Below are 3,149 nucleotides of genomic sequence, written 5' to 3'. Positions count from 1 at the left end.
CAACTCCCGCACCACCCGCCGGGTCTCGTGCAGCGGGGTCGTGCCGGAAGCCGTTGCCGCGTCGAGGATCCACCCGAGGCGGGCCCCGATGCCGCGCACCCGCTCCTCGGCCTCCCGCGCCGACGCGCCCTCGCGCTCGCGGGCCACCGACGCGATGACCCCGCCCCCGCTGACCACCGGGTCCGGCGCCCACAGCACGCCGCGCGCGTGCAGCAGGTCGGCGGTCGCGTCGTGGTCGAGCTGGTTGTTGGCGGCCCCGACGACGGCCGCGCAGCGCAGGTCCCCGACGATCCCGGCGGTGAGGACGCCGCCGACCGCGCACGGGACCAGCACGTCCACGTCCGCGACCAGCGCCTCCTCCGGGGAGACCCAGGCGGCGCCGAGGGATTCGGCCAGCGCGCGGCGCGAGGTGTCCACATCGGACACCACGAGCCGGGCCCCGGCCGCCGCGAGGCGCCGGGCCACGAGCGCGCCCACGTGCCCGAGCCCGTGCACCGCGAAGCTCAGCGCGGACAGGTCCCGACCCGGCCACAGGTGCGCGCGCACCGCGTCGAGCGCCGCGCCGACCCCGAGCGCGGTGGGCACGGACGAGTCGCCGCTGCCGCCCTCCGCCTCGGGCCTGCACAGCACGTGCCGGGTGCGCCGCCCGATGCCGACCATGTCGGCGGGTCCGGTCCCGACGTCCGGGCCGGTCACGTAGTCGCCGCCGAAGCCCTCCACCAGGTCGCCCACGTCGGCGAGCAGGTCGGCGCGCGGCCCGGCGAACCCCGGTTCCAGCGCCACGACGGTCTTGCCGCCGCCGTGCCGCAGCCCGGCGAGCGCGGCCTTCTCCGTCATCGCCGCCGACAGCCGCACGGCGTCGGCGACCCCGTCCCGCCAGGTCGGGTACGCCCTGACGCGGCAGCCGCCCAGCGCGGGGCCGAGCCGGGTGGAGTCGACGCTGATCGCGATCACCTGGCCGCTGCGGCGACCGCGCTCGACCACCAGCCGCTCGGGCGCGGCGCTGCCGGTTCCGTCCATCGGGTCCACCTCTCGTCGGTTCGGTCCAACGCCGAGAGGCAAGCAGGAAGGTCGGTGACACGACGCGCGCGCCGAACGATGTTCGGCAGCGGCCGGTCCAGCGCCCGGTGGCCGAACTCCGTTCGGCGGGGTCAGCGGGTTCCGGCCTCGCCGTTCGGCTCGACCTCCCAGCGCCGGGTGTGGTCGTAGACGATGGAGGTGCGGAAGCCGACGACCTCCTTGCGCTTGCTGAACCGGTCCATCATCAGCGCGTGCATGTCCTCCACGGAGGCCACCGCGACGTGCACCAGGAAGTCGTCGCCGCCGCCGAGCACGAACACCGAGAGCACCTCGGGCTGCTGGAGGGCGAACGCCTCGAACGCGCGGATCACCTCGCGGCTGAGCGGCCGGACCTGGAACGCGATCAGGGCCTGCACACCTCGCCCGATCCGGGTCAGGTCGACCTCGGCGTGGTAGCCGGCGATCGTGCCGCTCTGCTCCAGCGCCCTGGTGCGCACCAGCGTGCTCGACGGCGCGAGCCCGATCCGCGCGGCGAGCTGCCGGTTGGTCAGCCGCGCGTCGGCCTGCAGCTCCCGGATGATCGACCTGTCCCGCTCGTCCACGCCCACCCCGTTCCCGCCGAGGCCGCCACGGGCCACGACCAGCCACCGCACTGGCGGCCGATCCTCGCGCACCGGCGTCGGGGGCGGTGACCGGGGGTGCGCGTGGTCAGGCGGGGGACAGCTCCACGACCAGCAGCAGGGCGGTGAAGGCGAACTGCGCGACGCCGAGGGAGCAGCCCGCGACGGCGGTCCAGTCCAGTCGGTAGGCGCGGTCGGTGGCCATGGACAGCACGGCCAGCGCGAGCGCGACGCCCGCGGTCCACAGGGCGCCGAGGGGGAACAGCCAGCTGATCAGGGCCAGTCCCAGCGCGAGCGGGCCGAACCAGGCCGCGGCCCCTGGCCGGTCCTTCGCCGGGCGGCTGCGCGGCAGTTCCACGTTCCCACTCCCCTGCGGGCACCGGGCGGACAGTGATCAACCTAGCGGCGCGGGCGGGCGCGGCGCGCGGCGGGCGCGGAGAACGGCCGCCCCACCGGGGTGGGACGGCCGTTCAGCGCGTCACGCCCTGCCCGTGGGCTCCCCGGAGGACTTGCCGGGATCGGTCTCGACCTCGGTCCTCGCCGGGGCGGTGGCCGTGGCGGTCGCGCCGGGCGCGGCGATCGCGCCCTCGCCCGCAGCGCCCTCACCCGCAGCGCCCTCGCCCGCCGTCGAGCCCTGCTGGCCCTTCACGTAGGTCGGGTGCAGCTGGACGGGCTTCTTCTCCCGCTTGCTGCGCGCCTTCAGGTTCAGGAACTCCACCAGGACGGAGAACGCGATCGGGCCGTACACGTAGCCCTTGGCGATGTGCTGGTCCAGGCCCTCGGCGATCAGGCTGCCGCCGATGAGCAGCAGGAACGACAGGGCCAGCATCTTGACCGTGGGGTGGCGGTTGACGAAGTCGCTGATCGCGCCAGCCGACAGCAGCATGATGGCCATGGCGACCACGACGGCGGCGATCATGATTCCGAGCTCGTCGACCATGCCGACGGCGGTGATCACCGAGTCGAGCGAGAACACCACGTCCAGCACGAGGATCTGCGCGATCACCGAGGCGAACGAGACGGTCTTGCTGGACTTGGCGTGGTCGCTGCCCTCCAACTGCTCGTGGATCTCGTAGGTGGCCTTGCCCAGCAGGAACAGGCCGCCGATGAGCAGGATCAGGTCGCGCCCGGAGATCTCCTGGCCGAGCACGGTGAACAGCGGCGCGGTCAGGCCGATCACCCAGGACAGCGACGCGAGCAGGATCAGCCGGGTGACCAGCGCGAGCGAGAGGCCGATGGTCCTGGCCTTCTTCTGCTGGTCGGCGGGCAGCCGCCCGGCGAGGATGGAGATGAACACGATGTTGTCGATGCCGAGCACGATCTCCAGCAGCAGCAGGGTGCTGAAGGCGATCCACAGCTCGGGGCTGAGCATCCATTCCATGCGGGGTCCGGTCCGTCCTCACGTTGTGCTCGGGGTTGGGTTGGCACCGCGCCGGGTGGGTCCGGCGCGGTGGTGCTCGGGGGTCGCCCTCGGCGGGGCGTGGTGGTGGCGCGCGCCGGGACGCGGGC

At 74.1% G+C, this 3,149-nt stretch carries 4 protein-coding genes; all 4 read right to left on the bottom strand.

Going from position 1 to position 3,149, the window contains the following annotated elements:
• The coding region (locus tag ACTUAL_RS14995) for a Glu/Leu/Phe/Val dehydrogenase dimerization domain-containing protein (protein WP_440900677.1) at positions 1–1,020 on the bottom strand (1,020 nt) is incomplete at its 3' end.
• A gap of 131 nt (positions 1,021–1,151) precedes the next feature.
• Entirely contained in the window at positions 1,152–1,673 is a 522-nt protein-coding gene (locus tag ACTUAL_RS14990) for an Lrp/AsnC family transcriptional regulator (RefSeq protein ID WP_440900676.1), read from the bottom strand.
• A 55-nt stretch (positions 1,674–1,728) separates the two neighbouring features.
• Positions 1,729–1,998: a hypothetical protein gene (locus ACTUAL_RS14985; RefSeq protein ID WP_096495415.1), complete on the bottom strand. Its 270-nt coding sequence runs from the start codon at positions 1,996–1,998 to the stop codon at positions 1,729–1,731.
• A 120-nt stretch (positions 1,999–2,118) separates the two neighbouring features.
• Entirely contained in the window at positions 2,119–3,021 is a 903-nt protein-coding gene (locus tag ACTUAL_RS14980; protein WP_096495416.1) for a TerC family protein, read from the bottom strand.
• Between the last annotated feature and the right edge of the window lie 128 nt (positions 3,022–3,149).

Source organism: Actinosynnema sp. (genome assembly GCF_052038725.1).
This window is presented reverse-complemented; position numbering and strand designations above follow the sequence as displayed.